Genomic DNA, 16596 nt, shown 5'->3' on the forward strand with positions numbered 1-16596 from the left:
GCTGATCAGATCGTAGGTTCTTGATTTAGTTCCATTGAATTACGCAACAAAGCCGTTTCTATGATGAAAAATATATTCTTATGATTTCGAACGATATTAGGTAACGGGTCAGAGCAAATAATAACAATTCTTTTGTTCAAATTTTCGCAAATAGATAAAGCCATGGTAAGTAGTTGGATTTTATCAGGGGTATTCAAAATGAAAAATACCAGTCTGACGTCTAAGTTACTGATTATAGATATGTCTTGTTTGAAGTTGGCAATAGAGAAATAGTGACTTATTTTATTGATAATAACGGAGTTGAAATCACTCTCTTTATCCGATAATAACGGGGTTACTATTTTCATACAGATACCCAATGCATTTCATATTCTCTTTTAGTCTAAAAGTGGCTAATTAATGAAGCTTTATATTTAGATTAGAAGTACCACAAAAAAGTGCAAGTAAATGGCAAAAAAATCCTAACCAAATATATCTCTCACCTCTAGATTTACTTTACAGGCAAACAAAGCCTGATACGTAAATCAAGGAGAGGTTCTCATGGATAAGTTTTTGAATAATTGTAAAGAATTCATGAAAGATGAAGAAGGGTTGACTGTTATCGAGTATGTAATTGGTGCAGCGTTACTGGTATTAGGCTTGACCACTATATTTACTGGTTTTGGGGCCGCCCTATCCGCTAAGCTTAATAACATCATTAACAGTATTTAATGATTACTGCCATGGTTGCTCGGAGAGTGAGACAGCAAAAGGGGTTAACGACTATTGAGTATGTCATTGGTGCTGCCTCGCTCATAATTTTTGTCGGGCTAATTTTCTCTGGAATGGCTACGACATTAGTGAGTAAATTTCAAAGTATTATATCGAGCGTATGAATTGAAATTATGATTAATGAGCCTTCTGTTTTTTGGGCATTGCTAATTGCTGTATCGGTATACGATGTTGAGAAACATCGTATACCAAACAAAATATTGATTCTTTTTTTGTTTTTCTATTTTTTATCAATGTTCAACAGCAATTATACCTTTGATAGTTTCTTAATGTCTTTATTTGGGTCGGTCGTATTCTTTTGTTTTGGATTGCTATTCTATTTTTTAAGAGCAATGTCTGCAGGGGATGTGAAGTTATTAGGTGTTGTAGGAATGTATTTGGGGTGGGGACAATTACTCGATGCATCGTACTTTATCTTGGTTTCTTCTGGAGTTGTTGGGGTTTTCTACCTGCTATACAACCTGTCCAACTCGAGCTGTTTTAGTATTAAAAGCTATTTTGAAAATAAGATAATTGTGCTTGGTGGAGCTGCACCAGTCATTGATAAAACAGCTAATTTACATACTCGGTATTCAAATAAAGTAACGATGCCTTTTGCTCCTTCTGTTGTTATAGGGTTAGCGATGTATAGCTACTTTACTTAAATCTGTTGTTGGTTAGCTTTGTGGGGAGACATAATATATGGATATTATAGGGCGTACTGCTCCAACAACCTTGAAGCCACAAATTTCAGCCCCAATCGTCCCTACATCTCTTGATATGTTGGGTGTTCCTGAAGTCGTTATTGAAAACCTTGTACTTAAGCATTTGTCGGCTTACCCAAAATCGGATGTTTTAGAGCTTTCTAATTATTTATGTGTTGTGACTCATATCGTGGAAAGTGCTTTAGCCGTTTTAAGAAAGAAGTCATTAATCGAGGTATTTCAGCCTACTTCAGATATTTCCCTCTCATCTGTGTCACATAGTCATGTTCGTTATTCACTATCAGAAAAAGGGCTTGAAGAAGCGGATCTTGCTTTCAAGCGTGATGCCTATTTAGGCCCCGCACCGGTTTCGCTTACCCAATATAGTGAGGTGGTAAAACAACAAGACTTGAGAGCTGAGTTAGTAACTCGGCCACATGTCGAGGCGGCACTGAATGATGTATATGGTGTCGACAAAATGATTTCAGTACTTGGGCCTGCAATCAATTCGGGACGTGCTTTGTTGCTGTATGGACATGCAGGAACGGGTAAAACATTTGTTGCGAGCCGTATTGTGAATGCTTTACATACCTCTGTATTTATCCCTTATGCCGTCTATGCTCTGGGTAACATTATCAAGGTGTTCTCGGCGCAACATCATAAGCCGTTGGATAGTAACGGCAGCGATCAAAGTATTTCCCTCAAAGATCAGTACGACAAGCGTTGGCTTAATTGTGAAAGACCCAATATCCAGGTTGGGGGAGAACTGACGATGGATATGCTTGAAGTCAATCACTCAGAAAATAGTCGAGTCTGGTTAGCTCCAGTTCAAATGATGGCAAACAATGGGATTTTTATCATTGATGACCTTGGTCGTCAGCCCATGCCTGTGGATGCGCTTCTTAATCGTTGGATAGTACCGATGGAGTACTCATTCGATTATTTGTCGCTGCCTAATGGTCAGCAGATAACGATGCCATTTGTATTAACGCTGGCCTTCTCTACCAATCTAAATCCCAAGAAAATAAGCGACCCTGCCTTTTTGCGTCGTTTAGGTTACAAGATTGAATTCAAGCCACTTAACCAACGAGACTATGAAGCTTTATGGATGAGCGTCGTTGCTGATAGAGAGGTAGAGCTTCAAGATGGATTCTTTGAGCGTTTGTCTCAAATGCACACGCTTCTTAAGGTGCCACTTTTCCCATGTTTACCGAAAGATCTCGTTGGTATAAGCAAAGATATTCTTTCGTTTGAACAACTCCCGCCTGTTATTACCTTCGATATTCTTTCCATGGCATGGGAAGTCTATTTTACCTCTGATGGACACGAGGAAGAAAATAATGAATAAGAGTCAAGTTTTCCTACTGTTTTTACTGTCCGTAGTATTTGGCTTAGCGGCTGTATTTTTTGCTAAGCAGTGGATGGAAGATCAAGTTCAACCAACCGTTGAAGTTGAAACTGTGGAGCGTCATCCAGTCGTGGTGGCATCACAAGAAATTGAAGCTGGAACCATTATTGAGGAGCAGTTCTTAGCGACAAAGTTGATGGAAGTTGATTGGATTAATGAAAATAATTTTTCCGATGCTTCTGAATTGGTTGGCAAAGTGGTGGCCAATACTATTTATGCTGGAGAAGTGCTTCATAAAATGCGTTTTACTATTCCAGGAGAAGGCTCAACGCTTGCTGCATTAATACCTGAGAATAAACGTGCGGTAACAATACGAGTGGATGACGTTATTGGTGTGGCTGGTTTTCTATTACCAGGTAATAAAGTTGACATACTTAGCACCGTTTCTTACAGCAAAAACTCAGCAGCAACTCGTACCGTGTTGAAAGATATCAAGGTATTGGCAGTAGACCAAACGGCAAAAACGAATGAAAACAGTCCTATTATCGTACGAGCTGTGACATTAGAGGTTTCACCTAAAGATGCTGAAAAACTTTTAACAGCGAAGAGTAAAGGCAGTATTCAACTGACACTGAGAAACCCTCATGAAGTTGAGAAAAAGGTTGTTCGTCGATACGTACCTAAGCCGAGTGTGACGATCATTAAAGGTACTCAAGCATCTAGTGTTCGCGTCAAGGATTGAGGTGAGTTATGAAAATAATAATAACGTGTATTTTGAGCTTTGTTTGTTTCTCTACACTGAGCTTTGCTGCTCTACAAACGGGTAAAACGGTAACGGTTCCTCATCACAAATCAACACATGTGGTGTTGTCAGGGAAAGCGAGCAAAGTGTCGCTTGGTGATCCTGATGTACTTGATATTGTGATGTTGAAATCGAGCGAGCTGTTTTTAATCGGAAAAAAATTAGGTGCTACTAACCTAATGGCGTGGGACTCCCGTGGCCAGCTGATTGAATCGATCAACATCGAAGTCACTCATGATCTTAATAGCTTAAAAGCGAAGTTATATGAGTTTCTTCCTGATGAAACTATTGAGGTGCACAGTGCTCAGAATCGCTTGCTGCTGAGTGGGCAGGTGAGTAATCAGCAACAAATGAATGTAGCGATGCGAATAGCAGAAACCTACTCTTCGGGTGAAACAGCTGATGAATCGAAGGAAAGTGGTAGCGAGCAAGCTGCAGCGACAGGTGTTATCAACTTGATGTCTATTGGCGGTGCTCAACAAGTTATGTTGGAAGTGACGGTTGCCGAGGTTCAAAGAAGCTTGGTGAGAAAATTTGATGCAAACTTTCACTTCTTCCAAACGAGCGGATCGAATATTTCTTGGGGGGCGTCGTCAGTTCCTGCTGGTGTTCTAGGGGCTACGCCAATCTTTGATATTCCAACCTCTACTGATTACGGCATTTTAGGCTCGTTTATTGATAGTAATACCCTGTTTACATTCGCCCTGGATGTAGCCAAACAGAATGGTGTGGCGAAAGTATTAGCTGAGCCTAACTTAACGGCATTAAGTGGCTCCAAAGCTGAGTTTTTAGCGGGTGGTGAATTCCCTATCCCTGTGCCAGATGAAGATGGCATTACGATTGAATATAAAGAGTATGGAGTTGGATTGAAATTTATCCCAACGGTTCTGAGTGATAAAAAGATCAATCTAAACTTGGCTGTTGATGTGAGTGAAATTGCCAATAGCAGCTCGTTAACGATTGACCCAGGAACAACCAATGCGACCTACTTTATCCCACCAATTACTCGTCGAAGCGCGTCATCGACGCTCGAGCTAGCCGACGGACAAACTATTGGTATTGCTGGATTGCTCAGTGAGAATGTTAGGGATGTGAGTAACAAAATGCCGGGTATTGGTGATGTCCCCATCTTAGGGCAACTCTTTAATAGTCAAGAGTATGTATCTGGTGAAACAGAACTTGTCATTCTTGTTACCCCTCGACTTGCGAGTCCTATTGACCGAAGTAAAGTAACGTTACCAACAGACGCCTTTGTTGACCCGAATGATCTGGAATATTACTTATTAGGTCGAAGCGCTTATATCGCTGAACCGTCTGAATCGGATTCAGAGCAATCTCAAGCTTCACAGGGAATATCACCAACAGATGGTGGTAGCGAAGGCTCATTTGGACATGATTTATAAGGAGATAGATATGATTAGAATAATGATGGTCTTTCTCGTAATGGTGTTAGTTGGCTGTGCTAATGATGCTCGTTTAGGGCATTCGGTAGCACTCGTAAAAACAGAACAAACGTATAACCCTAATGCGACCCAAGAGAATTTACTCGTGGTACCGGATGGTACAGGGGAGCGGATGCAGACTGGTTACGATAGATATGTAGGCAGAGGTGAAAACGAACTGTCTGGAAGTAGTAGCCAGATCTTAGAAGAATTTAACTAAATCTGGAGGTACTCATATGTTGTATCGAGTATCAAAAAGTCCCAGAAAACAGCAAGGCTTAGTTGTCGTATTAGTTACCGCTGCTTTGCTTGTTTTCTTAGCTGTGTCAGCGTTGGCTGTAGATGTTAACCATATGCTGGTTAATAAAACACGCTTACAAAATGCTGTAGATTCAGCGGCGTTAGCTGCGGCAACCATACTGGACAATAGTAAAGACAAAGATGCGGTGGATGCTGAAATAGGCACTGCGTTAAATGCAATGGCAGCGTCAACAGGGAATCATGAGATTGATTTTACCACGGCTTCCATAAACATTGATTACTCTAACGATCCTCAGGATTTTACTGGAACAGCCACCTTCGGTGATGACGATGATGTATATGTACGCGTTAGAGTAGATTCGTTGGATATGGATGAGTTCTTTATTCAAATGTTTGGACTAGTAAAAGAGGTTTCAGCAAGTGCCGTCGCTGGGCCAAGTTCCGGGCAAGAGGTCGTCAATAACGTTGTGCCTATTGGGGTTTGCATTGGTGACGGAACTTCGGACAACGACGTCGATCCTGAAGATGGATATCATGACGAAACTGGTGAAGTTATAACCAATGTTTTTGGTTATGAGGTGGGTACAGTTCATGCTTTGAAGGTTGGGGATAACAAATTATCTGAAATGGGTAACGGTAATTATCATCTTTTAGACTTCGGGTCTGGTGGTAAGGCAGTCAAAGAGGGGTTAGGTGGTAGTTATGACCAACCCGTTAAAATTGGTGAAGATATCACAACCAAACCTGGTGGTACGGTTGGCCCAACAGGCGATGGCTTGAATACTCGTTTTGGCGATTATGGTGGTGGCTTAACGGCATCAGATTACCCTTCTGACTACGTAACTACAGAGCCTAGCGATGAGATTACGATTGATGCAAGTACAGGGGATATCGATTTTGATGGCACTTATACCTACGCGCAATATGAAGCTGATACCAACGCATGTATAGCAAGTAATGGTTCAGGGTGCGCAGCAAATGGTGTCGCTTGGCGTCGTATTTTACCGATACCTATGGTGGATTGCACAGGTAAAAGTGGTGGTGCCACTGACTTTACTGTGAATAAAATTGGTTGTTTTTTCTTGTTGCAAAAAGCACCAACTAATAACTCAGGTACACCAGCCGTCTTTGGTGAGTTCATTCACTCCTGTAGTGTGGTTGGTGGTTCAGGTAGTACAGAATCAACAACGGAAGGAACTTATAAGATTGTTTTGTATAAGGATCCTGATAGTGGGGAGTCTTGATTATGAAACCTTTAATTAAATCTAATCGTGGCTTTGCTGCTATCGAGATGGTAATCGCGACTCCTGTATTGCTGTTCTTCCTTATATTAGTGCTTGAACTGGGCAATATGATGATTCACTACAATGTGATATCTAAATCCGTTCAAAATGGCGCCCGCTATGCGGTTAGTGAAGTCTATGGAACCAAAGGTGGAACGCTGGCTCCGTCGTCAGAAATACAGAATGTGGTGGTTTATGGTCAAAACACAGCTGGAACGGCGATATTGTCGAATTTAGTTGTTTCTGACGTGACAATTAGCCCACCGAATACAGATAGCTATGTACGTGTGAGTGTGACCTACAATTATATTCCTCACTTTGTGTCGATCCCGTTTTCTTCGGCGAGCTTTTCTATTCCGATTAGTGTCTCTTCGATAATGAGGGTGTTGTGATGAAACGGTACAAAGGGCGTATTAAAGGCATCGCTATTATCGAATTTACCATAGTGTCTTGGCTAGTCTTTCTCTTGGTTTTCCTTATTTTAGCGCTGGGTGCTTACATATTTTCGCTTCAAATGGTCAGTGAAGCGACCAGAAAGGCAGCAAGGTTAGCCACGGTTTGCTACGTTGCTGATAGGGACAATATCGCGGGAATGGTTGTTGCTGATCTCCCTCTTGTTGGTTTTACCGCGGCGAATTTGGAAGTTGCATATTTAGATGTGAGTGGGAATGAAATTACATCTGGTTATGATACGGATCCTGTCTTTAGTAGCATTAAATTTGTAAGGGCACGAGCGACAGGGTACGGAATTCAATTAATTGATAATTTGAGTTTTTTAGGTACGAGTGGTTACTTGGCTGCTCCCTCATTTGAAACCATCTTACCTGCAGAAAGTTTAGGTGTGGTAAGGGCGGACTCCGAAACTCGGAATCGGTGTCCATAAGTTATTTTATACAGGAGTAGCGGTATGGGGGAAGCGATCAAAATCACGCCTAATGAGAACGATATTACGCGTTTGAGAACAAACCTAAAAGTCTGGTTGATCTACAGTACTGAGGGTTTTCTCTCACATATGAGTCAAGAGCTGAAGAAATGTCGAAATGTGCATGTGACATCATTTTCTCTCGGAGCAATGAGTGAGGAGTACTTAAAAAGTGCCGATGTTCCAGAACTTATTTTTGTTGAAGCACATGGCAACTGGGCTCAAAAAATGGTTGAGCTACAGGGTTATGATCTATCACTAGAAGAACAAGATTTATCTTTAGTTGTACTCGGTGATGAAAGTGACAATGGCTCATTAAAAATCGCGCTGCGTCTAGGGGCTTCTGATTTCTTATCTCACAACGTGACGCTTTCTGATTTGCTCCCACTGCTCAAGAAAACGGCGGCCGAAAAGCTTGAGAACTCAAGCTACGGTGAGTTTATTCTGTTTTTAAACACCAAGGGGGGAATGGGGGCGACCACCTTGGCGTTGAATACCGCTATTGAGATGGCCAGTCAGCACCCCAGTGAGGTTTTGTTACTTGATATCGACCTTCAATTTGGTGTGATTCCTGATTATTTAAATATTGTTCCTACTTATAGTGTTTCGGATGCGATCAATAGTTCGAATGACCTAGATGAAATATCGTTGGGAACTTTGGTAAATAAGCACGAATCTGGCTTACATGTTCTAAGCTTTAAGCATGAGAACAATGCTGATGACTTTGAACAGGCACAGAAAATAGGCCGATTGCTTCCTATATTACGCCGTTTTTACCCTTATGTGATCATTGACCTCTCTAGAGGATTAGACCATGTATTTGCATCCGCAATATCACCAGCAACAAAGGTGCTTCTTGTTTTGCAACAGAGCCTAGTGTCAGTCAAAAACACAAGTCGACTCATTAAGTCTCTGAAATTTGAGTACGGCTTACAAAGTGATTCTATTGAGGTCATTCTGAACCGTTATGAAAAGCGACACTCAATTAAATTAAAAGATATTGAACAGGCGGTAGGTAAGCATGACATACACCTTATGCCTAATGATTTCAAAGTTGCATTAGAGAGTGCCAACTTGGGGCAACCGCTAGTTCAGTCGAGAAAGAAAAGTTCTATTACTCGCTCTATTATCGATTTGTCACACATTCTTTCACCACCAGAGCAGGAAGAGAAAGGGTGGCTGAAAAAGCTGTTTTCATAATGGGTTGATAAAAAGTAAACGCGAGGGATTGTGATGTTCTTTAAACGAAAAAATGTAAATCCAGAGTTTGAAAAAAGAGTAGAACAGATTTCGCATGATTCAGAAGATGCCAATCCTGTTGAACGTTTATCAAGCGTTGAGGTGTCTAGCCACTCTCGCAGTGCAGAAGCTCATGTAGAAAAAGAAAAGGCGATTGATGAGGCTCGGAAAGTTCTCGAACAAGAGCTATCAATTAAACACTTTTTCCATAAGCAGCTCCTTGAAACGTTAGACTTAGGGTTGCTTTCAAGCTTGGAAAAAGAGCGAGCTAAGCTAGACCTACATGAAGCCATCGTACAATTGATGGCTGACGATGGAAGCCATGCACTCAGTGCCGAAGGGCGTAAGCGGGTTATCAAGCAGATAGAAGATGAGGTTTTTGGCCTTGGGCCGCTTGAGCCTCTATTAGCCGATCAAACGGTCTCCGATATATTAGTCAACGGCCCTAAAAGTGTTTACGTTGAGCGAAGGGGTAAACTCGAAAAAACGCCATACACTTTTCTGGATGACCGTCATCTGAGAAACATTATCGACCGCATAGTAAGTCAGGTAGGGCGTCGGATAGATGAAGCATCACCTATGGTAGATGCACGCTTAGTTGATGGGTCACGTGTTAACGCCATTATCCCTCCTTTGGCTCTTGATGGTCCTTCCGTTTCAATCCGTCGTTTTGCCGTTGATCGTTTGACGATGGATAACTTGATTAGCTACGACTCCGTCTCGCCTCAAATGGCTAAGTTTGTCGAAGCTGCCGTGAAAGGAGAACTTAATATCTTGATTTCAGGAGGGACGGGGTCAGGGAAAACAACCACACTGAATATCTTTTCTGGTTTCATCCCTCGAGACCAACGAATCATTACTATAGAAGACTCTGCAGAGTTACAACTTCAACAACCCCATGTTATTCGCCTAGAAACCCGCCCTGCTAACTTAGAAGGGAAAGGGGAGATTAGTCAGAGAGAGTTGGTAAAAAACACCTTACGTATGCGACCAGACCGAATTGTGGTTGGTGAGGTGCGTGGTAGCGAAGCCGTTGATATGTTGGCGGCAATGAATACTGGTCATGATGGGTCTCTTGCGACTATTCACGCCAATACCCCCAGAGATGCCTTAAGCCGTGTTGAAAACATGTTCTCTATGGCTGGTTGGAACATTTCAACCAAAAACTTAAGAGCCCAAATTGCTTCGGCGATCCACCTTGTTGTCCAAATGGAACGACAAGAAGATGGTAAGCGCCGTATGGTGAGCATTCAAGAGATCAACGGCATGGAGGGGGAGGTGATTACCATGTCGGAAATTTTCCGTTTTCAACGTAAAGGTATTGATGAAGATGGCAATATTATCGGCTATTTCACTGCGACGGGGGTCGTACCTCAATATCATGACCAGTTAGTTAAACGTGGACTCGATCTGCCTTTCGAGCTCTTCACTGAGACTCATGGTTAAGGAGAGATTATGGATAATGTAAGTGTTTCACTCGGCCTATTATTCATCGCGGTGCTTTTTATCTCCCAAGCTTTGTTATTGCCTGCTGCGGGGAAAAAAGCTAAGCATAAAGAGCTTTCTCGACGTTTGAAAGAGACCCAACGTAATATCGATGAAGAGAGCTTGTCGCTACTCAAAGAGCATTATAATAAAGACTTATCCCCATTAGATCGCAAGCTCATCGTTATCCCTTATTTTGCTGGCTTAAAACGGATGTTGGAGTTAGCCGGTATTAGAGTTTCGCTAAGTCGCTTTTTACTTATTGTTGCTCTATGCGGTGTGTCGCTCACTCTGATATCAATAATGACTCAACAAGAGTGGTTCATTAGCCTAACGGCATTCATTGCTGTCTGGGTTGTTGCTTACCTGTATGTGCAAAATCGAGTGAGTTATCGAATGGCTCGATTTGAAGAGCAGCTCCCTGAAGCGTTGGATATTATCCGACGGGCATTACAAGCTGGGCAGCCGCTAATTCAATCATTCAATGAGGTTGGTGAAGAACTCCCTGACCCTATCGGTGCCGAGTTTAAAAATACCTATAACCTACTTAACTATGGTTACGATTTACGTTTGGCTATCTTACAAATGGCTGAGCGTGTCCCCACCGTATCAATGTTAGCTTTTTCTAGTGCGGTAATGTTGCAGAAAGAAACAGGGGGTAACCTCTCCGAAAATCTTCAAAAAGTATCCGAAGTTCTCAGATCTCGCTTTAAGCTAGAAAGGAAAATAAAAACGCTTTCTGCTGAAAGTCGGCTATCAGCATGGATATTAACCTTATCCCCATTTGGTTTGTTTTTTGCTTTGAAAGTGGCGAATCCAGATTATATTGAGCCGCTTTATAATGACCCTCGCGGCGTTTCAATGGTCAGTGTTGGTATCGTACTTTTAGCGATTGGAGCCCTATGGATTAAGCGAATCATCAGCATAGAGATTTAACCTATGGAATTATTAAACATTGAAGTTTGGAAGCAAATGTTAGCGGACTTTGGAGTCAGCTCTCAGATGGTTATCTATGCAATGATTTTGCTTACCACCATCTTGTTAACATTGACCCTAGGGTTTCTTATTTTGGGTGCACGCTCCCCTTTAGATAAAAAGCTCAAACAGATATCAGAAACGGGTTCACCCAATAATAGAAAGCCTTATGATTTCTCTAATACGTTGGAATCACTAAGTCCTTTTATTAGTAAAGGTAATAAAAAGGATAATGAAACCTACTCACAAAAGTTGATGCATGCAGGCTTTCATGAAAAAAATGCGTTATCGGTTTTTTATGCATTGAAAGTGTTATCGAGTTTGGTCGGTATCATCGCGGGCTTTATGGTTTATTACATCTCATTCGGTGGTAGCTACAATAATTTATTGATCATGACCTGTGTTTTTCTTGGGACCTTCACTCCGAATATTATCTTGAGCAAGTTGCAAAAAGAGCGACAGAAGAAAATTAGAAATGGTGTACCAGATGCTCTTGATCTTCTTGTAGTTTGTACGGAATCTGGTCTAGGCTTTAATGCAGCACTTGGACGAGTTGCTTCTGAGCTTTATGTTTCTCAGCCAGAGTTAGCCGATGAATTGGAGACTGTTTTTGCCAAGATACAAGCAGGTGTCACCATGCCAGATGCGCTGAGGCAGTTCATTGACCGGACGGGGCTAGTCGAATTAGAGGGGTTGGTTTCTTTGCTTTCTCATGCGTCTAGAATGGGGGGGAGCTTAGCGCAGACTCTTCGTGATTATACGGTAGATTTTCGAGATAAGCGTCAGCAAGCTGCTGAAGAAATCGCGGCCAAGATACCGACTAAAATGTTGTTCCCTATGCTGTTGTTTATTTGGCCTTGCTTTTTTATTGTCGCGTTAGGGCCTGGGATCATTATTGTTATTGATGCACTTGGTGCACCAGGAGTAAGTTTATGATACGAGTGAGTAGATATTTTCTAGCTTTATTAGTGTTCGTTATTCTTGGTTGTGCATCCTCGGATGAGCCGACAAACCAGTTTGATGCAGAGTTGTATTCAGGTAAACCAATCGATACCTTAAGCAGTGATGACCCTCCACTGAGTGAGAAAGAAGCCATTATGCGTGGTGATGTAGCATTGAGGGATAACAATATTGATTTGGCCCTTTATGAATATATTCGCTCTCTATCCTTTCCTGAGAAAGAGTTTCACGATAAAACGCTTTTTACGATAGGCCAAATTCATTCATCTCGTGGTAACTATGCACTATCCGAGAAAGCTTATTTAGCAGCATTAGATTTTAACCCTGCACATACCGAAGTCCTAGAGCAATTAGGTGTTTTGTATACAAAGCAGCGTCGCAAAGAGGAAGGGCGGAGTTATTTCTTTAAAGCGATTAATGCAGATCAAGTTCGTTTAAAAAGTAGTGAAACAATTACAAATTACCAAGCCTTAAGTCAAAGTGAAGTGGCTGGTTTGAAGGTTGATAGCATGTCTCCCGAATTAGCTTTCATGGGGATAGGTGTGCTGGAAGATGTCGATGGAAAACACCAGATAGCGCAAGAGTACTTTAAAAAATCACTGACAATAGACAAAAGTTCAGTTAAAGCTTTGTTGAATATGGGGTACTCCCACTACATGTATGGCAATTACAAGGAAGCGTATCAATACACTCGTTCGGCTTTAGAGATAGAACCTAATAATGAAAAGGCTCAAAACAACCTTGCGCTTATTTACTTGGCTGCCGGGGATATCAAAAAGGCAACCAACGTTTTTATGAGACACATGGAAGCTCCTGAAGCTTTGAATAATGTCGGTTATTTTTTAATTTTGCAGGGTAAGCCTGACGAAGCTATTCCCTATCTACAACAAGCTATCGATAAAAAAGCATCTTATTATAAAGTGGCGAATGACAACTTAAATAGAGCGTTATCTGAGGTAAGAGAGATGGAGCAGTAACGACTTAAATTATTATCTTTGGGTTAATGAAAAGGATATTCATCTTGCCTAAGAGTGAAAGTTTTAATAAAGATATCATCATTATTTCTGTTGTTTGGCTGCTGTGTGCGACTGCGATATTTTTCTATAAATGGGAGAGTATCTCAACACTGGTTTTAAATGATAATGACGATTACATGCGCTTTGTTCAATTTCAAGATTGGATGAATAGTGGGCGCTGGTATCTAAAACCAATGGATAATTTCAATGCCGCTGATGGTATTGTTATCCATTGGTCCCGATTCCCCGATCTGATACTTTCTGTTATTGCGTATCCTTTATTGTTTGTTGTGGATGAAAGTACCGCTTATTCACTGTCTATTTCTATTGTACCTTTGCTTTATCTACTCCTCTATTCACTGTCATGCTTCTATTTATGTAACCATTACTTCGGAGAGCGCTATCGGTTTTTGAGCATGATGTTTGCCCTGTTTTCCCCATCGGTTATGCATTTTATTCCTGGCTCCATAGATCACCATAATATTCAGCTTATTTTGGCTATCTTGTTCCTATCTCTAACACCTATAACTGTAAGTCAAATTAATCAATTATGGCGAGTGTATGCTCAATCTATTCTATTGGCATTGTCGTTATGGACTGGGTTAGACAATATCCTTTTGTTTGCGAGTTTTTTTATCGCCTACACTGTGTATTGTTTTTTTGTTAGCAAGAGTTGGTTTGTTTATGTATCAAGGCTATATCTGTTCTGCGGTGTTTCAGTTGTTATCTCCGTTTTATTAAACAGACCTTATAATGAGTTCTTTGATTTTAAGTACGATGAAGTGTCATTTGTTATTGTGGTTTTGTTTTTTGTTGGTTGGGCTTTTGTTAATAATTACAGTTGGTTTAAATTTGATAGTTGGCCTTTTGGGTTGCGTTCGTTTGTGTTTGTTATATTGGGTGTTGGATATTTGACTCCAGTAGTTTTGTTATATCCAAATATTACCAGTGCTTTGTTTGTCGATTATCCACCTATACTTCAGACTTATTGGCTTGACCATGTTTCTGAAGCTAAATCTATTTTTCAGTATGTAAGTGAGAATGGGTTATTATCTATTGATAATTATGTGTTACTGGTCATCCCTGCTTTATTGTATCCTTTTTTTAGAGTTAATAATCATCATTGTACAATCTTGTATATTATTTTCTTATTGAATTTATTCCTTGCCATATTCTGGCAGGTTAGGGTGATAAGATTATGTTTTATTTTATCAAGCCCTTTTCAGGCTTATGTAGTTATAAGATTGTCTGAGTTTGTAAAATATTCAATATTTAAAGTGTTGATTATATTATTAGGAGCTCCATTAGTAATGGCATTTCTAGTGATAGCGGTTGGTAATGATGACATCGAAAGAAATGCGGTTGAAAATGACAAGAAAACTCTATTTAGAGTATTGGAAGAAAAGGGCATCGAAGCAAAGGTTATTCTAACAGGAATTGAGACGGGAGCACCTGTGTTGGCACACACTAATAACCGCATAATTGCAGCTCCTTATCATAGGAATATCGTTGGTAATCAATTTCTTATAGAGGTTATGTTAGAGGGGGATATGAGTTTAGCCAAGGACGAAATCCAAGCTAAGAACATTGATTATATTGTTATAGGAAATGACGCCCACTTAATGGTTTTGAAAAAATCAGCAAGTGAAGAGGCTCTTATAAACAAATTATACAGCTCAAATGTTCCCAGCTGGTTGGAGACCATATATGACGATGTTCCTGATGGCTACCGAATCTTTAGGGTTAGGGAGAGTTTATGAATAGTATAAAAGTTGCAGTATTACTCCCATGTTTTAATGAAGCGGGTGCTATCGGAAAGACAGTTATGTCTTTTAAGCAGGCTTTACCTGATGCGTCTATTTATGTGTATGACAACAACTCAACCGACAACACGGTAAACGAGGCCTTGCAAGCTGGGGCTATTGTTCGACATGAGCCTCGCCAAGGTAAAGGGGAGGTTGTCAGGAGAATGTTCTCTGATATTGATGCTGATATCTATGTGATGGCTGATGGTGATGACACTTACGATGCGTCAATATGCCCTGCGCTGATCGAACAATTGGATGATGAAAAACTCGATATGATTATTGGAAGTCGAGAGCGAGCTTCAATGGCTTATCCCAAAGGGCATATCCTAGGAAATAAGCTGTTTTCATCGCTGATTAATTTAGCATTCAATGCTCAATTGAGTGATGTGTTTTCTGGTTATCGAATTATGAGCCATCGATTTGTCAAAACCGTACCCATTTTCAGTGATGGCTTCCAAATAGAAACAGAGCTTACCGTTCATGCGCTACATCATAATATGCCAATCAAAGAAGTTTCGACGCAATATCAATCAAGGCCTGAAGGCACAGCCAGTAAATTGAATACCTTTAGTGATGGGCTCAAAATTCTCAATTTCATTTTGTTCTTATTGAGAGATGTAAAGCCAATGTTCTTCTTTGGCGTATTGTCTATGTTGCTTTGCTTCATTTCATTGGTTTTAGGAATCCCCGTTATCATCGACTTCATCGATACTGGGCTCGTCGAAAGGGTGCCTACTGCTATTTTGTCTAGTTCAATTGCATTGATAGCGGTGATGTCTTTTTTCTGTGGGTTGATACTCGACAACGTATCACGAGGTAGGCGAGAGATGAGGATCCTTTCTATATTACGAACGAGTGATAAAACGCTATCTGAATAGGAATCAAGCATGAGAACAAGCAAGGATGAAGACAAAGAGTGGATCGATTATTTGTCCCGTTTTAGTGACGAATATGATGAGCGAGTTTATAACGGCAATACAACGGGTTATGTGATGAGAGCTGGCCACATAGCATGTGAAAAGCCATTTGGTGAAAGTGAACACTTTTCGAGAGTGTTAGAAGTGGGCTCTGGTACAGGTGAACACTTGCTGCACGTCAAACACACCTTTGACGAGTATATCGTGAGTGATGGCGATGCTGCGGCTCTTGAGGTGGCAAAAGAGCAACTCAGTCGTATCAATTCTTATGACAAACTCACTTTTAACGTAACTAATGCTTGTGAGTTAGATTTTGAAAGCAATAGCTTCGAGCGCGTGATCGCAACTCATATATTGGAGCACCTATACGAGCCTCATTTGGTGATCAAAGAGTGGTTACGAGTGTTAAAGCCTGGAGGCACTCTGTCTATTTTGATTCCTACCGATCCTGGGATCGCTTGGAAAATCGGCCGTTATATGACGACAAGAAAACACGCCTTACAGAAGGGGTGGCATTACGATTACATTATGGCGAGAGAGCATGTCAATCCATGTAATAACTTAATCGCCTTCTTAAGGTATTACCTTCCTGAACACCAAAAATCATTTTGGCCGCTGAGCTTTGTACCGCTTATTGATTGCAATTTGTTCTTTAACTTCCACGGGGTTAAACCACTATAGGAA

17 protein-coding genes and 1 pseudogene are annotated in these 16596 nt (G+C 40.9%); 17 read left to right on the top strand and 1 reads right to left on the bottom strand.

All coding sequences use genetic code 11. The annotated features are described in order from the left end of the window. Positions 1–53 precede the first annotated feature (53 nt). Positions 54–347 (bottom strand): annotated as a pseudogene (locus AB6D07_RS12625) (AraC family transcriptional regulator); the annotation flags it as partial. Positions 348–540: 193 nt separating this feature from the next. On the opposite strand from AB6D07_RS12625, the gene AB6D07_RS12630 reads away from it, so the two are divergent. From AB6D07_RS12630 to AB6D07_RS12710, 17 genes are all read left to right on the top strand, one after another. Further along, positions 541–711 (top strand): Flp family type IVb pilin, encoded by a 171-nt coding sequence (locus AB6D07_RS12630; protein ID WP_012604678.1) that lies wholly within the window; start codon positions 541–543, stop codon positions 709–711. A gap of 173 nt (positions 712–884) precedes the next feature. Then, positions 885–1415: a prepilin peptidase gene (locus tag AB6D07_RS12635; protein WP_017096676.1), complete on the top strand. Its 531-nt coding sequence runs from the start codon at positions 885–887 to the stop codon at positions 1413–1415. Positions 1416–1452: 37 nt separating this feature from the next. Further along, positions 1453–2802, top strand: coding sequence for an ATPase AAA (locus tag AB6D07_RS12640; protein WP_017103878.1), 1350 nt, complete (start codon positions 1453–1455; stop codon positions 2800–2802). Then, a complete protein-coding gene (gene cpaB, locus AB6D07_RS12645; RefSeq protein WP_017099533.1) occupies positions 2795–3544 on the top strand; it encodes a Flp pilus assembly protein CpaB in 750 nt (249 codons plus the stop codon). Before AB6D07_RS12640 ends, cpaB begins: the two co-directional genes overlap by 8 nt. Positions 3545–3552: 8 nt before the next feature. Next, on the top strand, positions 3553–5007 hold the full coding sequence (locus AB6D07_RS12650; protein ID WP_012604674.1) for a type II and III secretion system protein family protein: 1455 nt from the start codon (positions 3553–3555) through the stop codon (positions 5005–5007). Then, entirely contained in the window at positions 4997–5266 is a 270-nt protein-coding gene (locus AB6D07_RS12655) for a hypothetical protein (RefSeq protein ID WP_029223092.1), read from the top strand. Before AB6D07_RS12650 ends, AB6D07_RS12655 begins: the two co-directional genes overlap by 11 nt. A 16-nt stretch (positions 5267–5282) precedes the next feature. Further along, positions 5283–6551, top strand: a complete 1269-nt coding sequence (locus AB6D07_RS12660) for a TadE/TadG family type IV pilus assembly protein (RefSeq protein WP_017103879.1) — start codon at positions 5283–5285, stop codon at positions 6549–6551. A 2-nt stretch (positions 6552–6553) separates the two neighbouring features. After that, a complete protein-coding gene (locus AB6D07_RS12665) occupies positions 6554–6982 on the top strand; it encodes a TadE/TadG family type IV pilus assembly protein (RefSeq protein WP_029223093.1) in 429 nt (142 codons plus the stop codon). Beyond that, a complete protein-coding gene (locus tag AB6D07_RS12670) occupies positions 6982–7473 on the top strand; it encodes a TadE/TadG family type IV pilus assembly protein (protein WP_029223094.1) in 492 nt (163 codons plus the stop codon). Before AB6D07_RS12665 ends, AB6D07_RS12670 begins: the two co-directional genes overlap by 1 nt. A 24-nt stretch (positions 7474–7497) precedes the next feature. Then, entirely contained in the window at positions 7498–8712 is a 1215-nt protein-coding gene (locus AB6D07_RS12675) for an AAA family ATPase (protein WP_017103880.1), read from the top strand. A 33-nt stretch (positions 8713–8745) separates the two neighbouring features. Next, on the top strand, positions 8746–10197 hold the full coding sequence (locus AB6D07_RS12680; protein ID WP_029223095.1) for a CpaF family protein: 1452 nt from the start codon (positions 8746–8748) through the stop codon (positions 10195–10197). A 9-nt stretch (positions 10198–10206) separates the two neighbouring features. Continuing rightward, complete coding sequence (locus tag AB6D07_RS12685) at positions 10207–11172, top strand: type II secretion system F family protein (RefSeq protein WP_012604667.1); 966 nt, start codon at positions 10207–10209, stop codon at positions 11170–11172. 3 nt (positions 11173–11175) lie between these two features. After that, entirely contained in the window at positions 11176–12147 is a 972-nt protein-coding gene (locus AB6D07_RS12690) for a type II secretion system F family protein (protein ID WP_017103881.1), read from the top strand. After that, positions 12144–13148: a lipopolysaccharide assembly protein LapB gene (locus AB6D07_RS12695; RefSeq protein ID WP_012604665.1), complete on the top strand. Its 1005-nt coding sequence runs from the start codon at positions 12144–12146 to the stop codon at positions 13146–13148. Before AB6D07_RS12690 ends, AB6D07_RS12695 begins: the two co-directional genes overlap by 4 nt. Positions 13149–13174: 26 nt before the next feature. Further along, positions 13175–14947, top strand: coding sequence for a hypothetical protein (locus AB6D07_RS12700; protein ID WP_372091997.1), 1773 nt, complete (start codon positions 13175–13177; stop codon positions 14945–14947). Next, a complete protein-coding gene (locus tag AB6D07_RS12705) occupies positions 14944–15873 on the top strand; it encodes a glycosyltransferase family 2 protein (RefSeq protein WP_017103883.1) in 930 nt (309 codons plus the stop codon). Before AB6D07_RS12700 ends, AB6D07_RS12705 begins: the two co-directional genes overlap by 4 nt. 9 nt (positions 15874–15882) lie before the next feature. Beyond that, the gene (locus tag AB6D07_RS12710; RefSeq protein ID WP_017103884.1) at positions 15883–16593 is read left to right on the top strand and encodes a class I SAM-dependent methyltransferase; all 711 of its coding nucleotides are present in this window, start codon (positions 15883–15885) and stop codon (positions 16591–16593) included. The last annotated feature ends 3 nt before the right edge of the window (positions 16594–16596 follow it).

The sequence above is a fragment of the Vibrio sp. 10N.239.312.C11 genome, assembly GCF_041466065.1.
Classification (GTDB): domain Bacteria; phylum Pseudomonadota; class Gammaproteobacteria; order Enterobacterales; family Vibrionaceae; genus Vibrio; species Vibrio tasmaniensis_A.

Coding starts and splice junctions, on each gene's coding strand:
- AB6D07_RS12630 (WP_012604678.1), top strand. CDS start 541: ATGGATAAGTTTTTGAATAATTGTAAAGAATTCATGAAAGATGAAGAA.
- AB6D07_RS12635 (WP_017096676.1), top strand. CDS start 885: ATGATTAATGAGCCTTCTGTTTTTTGGGCATTGCTAATTGCTGTATCG.
- AB6D07_RS12640 (WP_017103878.1), top strand. CDS start 1,453: ATGGATATTATAGGGCGTACTGCTCCAACAACCTTGAAGCCACAAATT.
- cpaB (WP_017099533.1), top strand. CDS start 2,795: ATGAATAAGAGTCAAGTTTTCCTACTGTTTTTACTGTCCGTAGTATTT.
- AB6D07_RS12650 (WP_012604674.1), top strand. CDS start 3,553: ATGAAAATAATAATAACGTGTATTTTGAGCTTTGTTTGTTTCTCTACA.
- AB6D07_RS12655 (WP_029223092.1), top strand. CDS start 4,997: ATGATTTATAAGGAGATAGATATGATTAGAATAATGATGGTCTTTCTC.
- AB6D07_RS12660 (WP_017103879.1), top strand. CDS start 5,283: ATGTTGTATCGAGTATCAAAAAGTCCCAGAAAACAGCAAGGCTTAGTT.
- AB6D07_RS12665 (WP_029223093.1), top strand. CDS start 6,554: ATGAAACCTTTAATTAAATCTAATCGTGGCTTTGCTGCTATCGAGATG.
- AB6D07_RS12670 (WP_029223094.1), top strand. CDS start 6,982: ATGAAACGGTACAAAGGGCGTATTAAAGGCATCGCTATTATCGAATTT.
- AB6D07_RS12675 (WP_017103880.1), top strand. CDS start 7,498: ATGGGGGAAGCGATCAAAATCACGCCTAATGAGAACGATATTACGCGT.
- AB6D07_RS12680 (WP_029223095.1), top strand. CDS start 8,746: ATGTTCTTTAAACGAAAAAATGTAAATCCAGAGTTTGAAAAAAGAGTA.
- AB6D07_RS12685 (WP_012604667.1), top strand. CDS start 10,207: ATGGATAATGTAAGTGTTTCACTCGGCCTATTATTCATCGCGGTGCTT.
- AB6D07_RS12690 (WP_017103881.1), top strand. CDS start 11,176: ATGGAATTATTAAACATTGAAGTTTGGAAGCAAATGTTAGCGGACTTT.
- AB6D07_RS12695 (WP_012604665.1), top strand. CDS start 12,144: ATGATACGAGTGAGTAGATATTTTCTAGCTTTATTAGTGTTCGTTATT.
- AB6D07_RS12700 (WP_372091997.1), top strand. CDS start 13,175: ATGAAAAGGATATTCATCTTGCCTAAGAGTGAAAGTTTTAATAAAGAT.
- AB6D07_RS12705 (WP_017103883.1), top strand. CDS start 14,944: ATGAATAGTATAAAAGTTGCAGTATTACTCCCATGTTTTAATGAAGCG.
- AB6D07_RS12710 (WP_017103884.1), top strand. CDS start 15,883: ATGAGAACAAGCAAGGATGAAGACAAAGAGTGGATCGATTATTTGTCC.